A 3,019-nucleotide genomic window follows, 5' to 3' on the forward strand; every position below is an offset into this window, starting at 1 on the left:
GAGCGCGGCCAGAAACGGCTGGACCCACAGAGGTAGTAGACCGCTCGGGCCTGCGGCGTGTTCGCGACGAGCCAATCCGCCGTGATGAGACCCGCCTCGTCGTAATGTTCGCCACGCCGGTCCTGCGCGTCCGGCTGGGCGTAGAAGGTCCGGACGCGGATATGCGCGCGCCCCGAGGCTGCGGCGGCCGTCGCGTCCCGCAGCGCATGGACACGGCCGTTGAGGGCTCCGTGGACATACCAAGTCGGGCGCTCGGGCATCTCATCCTCGATGGCGGCCAGCATGCTCACCATCGGCGTCAGTCCGACGCCGCCGCTGACCAGGACCACGGGGCCGTTCGTCGACCGGTCGAGGAAGAAGTCGCCCGCCGGCGGTGCCACGCGCAGGATCGTGCCGATGCCGGCCGCATCGTGCAGCCAGTTCGAGACGACACCGGCCGGCGCACCGGGCGCGTTCTCGCGCTTGACGGTGATGCGGTAGACGCGATCGTTCGGGGCACACGAGACCGAGTAATTGCGTTTCAGAACGCCCTGGCCTGGCAGGTCGAAGAGGAAGCCCAGGTATTGACCGGGCTGGTGGCGCAGCACGGCCCCCCCATCGACCGGCGCCAGCACGAAGGAGCGGATCGTCTCGCTCTCCTGGGTCACGCTCTCGATCTGGAACGCGCGCCAGCCGGTCCAGCCTCCAGGCTTTGCGGCGTGGTCGCGGTAGATGGCCGCCTCGCGCCCGATCAGGATCTCCGCCAGGAGCCAGTACGCGTCTCCCCAGGCCGCGCAGATTTCGGACGTCGCCGCATCGCCCAGAATGTCGCCGATCGCGCCGAGCAGCGCATCCGCGACATGCGGATAGTGCTCGGGGAGGATGTTGAGCGCGACATGCTTCTGCGCGATGCGCTCCACCGCCCCGCCGAGAACGCTCAGATTGTCGATGTTGCGGGCATAGGCCAGCACGGCTTGCGCGAGGGCCTTCGGCTGCGAGCCCGCTGCCCCATGGTGCGACTGGTTGAAGAGGTCGCGCATCTCGGCGTTCTCGAACAGGCGCTCGTACATGCGCCGCGTGATGTCCAGGCCTCGCGCCTCCAGGGCGGGAATCGTGGCTTTGATGAGGGCGACGGTGGAGGGACTCAGCGGGGCAGGCATGGCGGTCCTCAAGATGCATATTACATGCACCTTATGACGGCCCATTTTTAAAGGTGCAATCGTCATGCACCTTAAGGGCTGTTACGGAGTTGACATGCGGCTGACCCGCTTCACCGATTACGGCCTGCGCACTCTGATCTATCTCGGCTCGCTGGGCCCCCGGCAGGGCTCCATAGCCGGCGTCGCGGCGGCCTACGGGATCTCCGAGCATCACTTGGTGAAGGTGGTGCATCAGCTGGGCCGGCTGGGATTGATCCGGACGACGCGCGGCCGGGGCGGCGGCTTGCTTCTGGGCCGGCCCGCGGACCAGATCCGCGTCGGAGACGTCGTGCGGGCCATGGAGGAGGATCTGGCGCTGGTCCCCTGCTTCGCCGGTGCGGCCTGTGCGATCACGCCCGCGTGCCGCCTCAAGGGTGTCTTGAACGAAGCGCTCGCCGCGTTCCTCGCGGTCCTCGACCGACATACCCTCGCCGACCTGCTGGAGCCGAATACCGGGCCGGATCTCGCAGCCCTCCTGGGCATCGATCCCATGCCGTCGATCGACGAGCCCGCCTCGCGCATGCCTCGACGCCCCGTCGACCCGGTGCGTTGATCGACGGTTGCTCAGCCTCGACGCCGCGATGTGATCACCAACGCCATCGCAAGGCCGGACGCCCGCAGCATCGGAGCATGGGCGAGCGTCGGCGCGCTCCGGACGCGGGCTCGGAGCCCCACCGGATGCCGACTCGCCTCGGTGATCGCGGCGCAGTCGTCGCGATCGAAGCGGCAGGTCTTCACCTCTGCCGTCGCGGCTCCGGAGCCCAGGGCAGGACGGCACCGGCGATAGGACCTCGCCCGGACGCAGGCTATAGTGCTTCTATACGATTTGATCTCTCGAACGCTTTGCGGCTGCCTGCGCGACGCCGATGGATAATTCGGCATTCAACCATCGATATCGAAAGGTCGCGATGATGAAGAATGTGCCAGAGATCCGCGAATTGACGGATGAAGAGATCGATTGTGTCGCCGGCGGCGTGAGCGACGACGCACTGTACGGGGCAGCGATCGGCCTCGCCGTGGCCAGCGTCGGCGCGCTGATCGCGGTGCCGACCATGGGAACGAGCACGACGCTCTGCGTGTGGGGGGCCTCCCTCGCCTCGTCGGCGCTCGCCTACAACATCGCGGCCCAGTAGCGCGGCCTGAACCCGGCGGCCCGCCGGGTCCGGAGAGGGTCTGCTCACGGAGCGGCCCTCTCCAAGGACGGAGGCTTCGACGGGCACCCGAACGGGCGCGAGGGGGGCCGATCCGGCGCGGGACGCCTCCTGTCCGCAGCCTGCGCAACGCGCGGTCGGCCGAACGCGTCGACTGCTGTGTCGACCGGCCCATCACGGCCAGGGGCGCCGGCCCATCCGCATCGCGCCCGGCCCCGTCAGGCGACACCCGTGAAGAAGGTGGCGTAGCCGTCCTCGTGCACGCGGGCGAGATAGGCCCGGTACGGTGCGAAGCCCGGCTCCTCGGGTCCGATGCGCCCGTAGCCGAACGCGCCGGCCTGCTCCGGGAGCAGCGCCAGGGGCGCCGCGGCGGGGGTCAGCTGGGTGCCGCGCCCCGCATGGAGCGTGGTTAGGACCCCGTACATCTCGCCCTGGATGTTCGGGCGGCACAGGACCGCCAGGCGGTGCTGCCCGTGCCAGTTGGTCACCAGATAGATCATGCCCGACTGGCTCGGCACGGCGACGCTGCCGGATTGCGCGAAGGGGGCGTCGAGCCGCTCGGCCTCGCGGAACACGAGGCGAGCCGACTCCGGGTCCCAGGCGATCTCGGTGCGGTAGGCGAAGATCGCGCCGGCCGTCCCGAAGGAGGGCCGCAGGGTGAGATAGCGCACCCTCGATCCAGGCCACGCT

Annotated in this window: 2 protein-coding genes and 2 pseudogenes; 2 read left to right on the forward strand and 2 right to left on the reverse strand. The window is 69.1% G+C overall.

Annotated elements, in window-relative coordinates; all coding sequences use genetic code 11:
* A pseudogene (gene hmpA / locus I53_RS00775) lies at positions 1 to 1,139 on the reverse strand (NO-inducible flavohemoprotein); the annotation flags it as partial.
* 94 nt (positions 1,140 to 1,233) lie between these two features.
* On the opposite strand from hmpA, the gene I53_RS00780 reads away from it, so the two are divergent.
* Together I53_RS00780 and I53_RS34430 are read left to right on the forward strand one after the other, a co-directional pair.
* Positions 1,234 to 1,731, forward strand: coding sequence for an Rrf2 family transcriptional regulator (locus I53_RS00780; RefSeq protein WP_043345607.1), 498 nt, complete (start codon positions 1,234 to 1,236; stop codon positions 1,729 to 1,731).
* Positions 1,732 to 2,152: 421 nt separating this feature from the next.
* Positions 2,153 to 2,311: a hypothetical protein gene (locus I53_RS34430; RefSeq protein ID WP_158498482.1), complete on the forward strand. Its 159-nt coding sequence runs from the start codon at positions 2,153 to 2,155 to the stop codon at positions 2,309 to 2,311.
* Between the two features lie 236 nt (positions 2,312 to 2,547).
* On the opposite strand, the pseudogene I53_RS00790 reads toward I53_RS34430, so the two are convergent.
* Positions 2,548 to 3,019 (reverse strand): annotated as a pseudogene (locus tag I53_RS00790) (transcriptional regulator); the annotation flags it as partial.

This window comes from Methylobacterium sp. B1 (genome assembly GCF_000333255.1).
GTDB classification, from domain to species: Bacteria; Pseudomonadota; Alphaproteobacteria; order Rhizobiales; family Beijerinckiaceae; genus Methylobacterium; species Methylobacterium fujisawaense.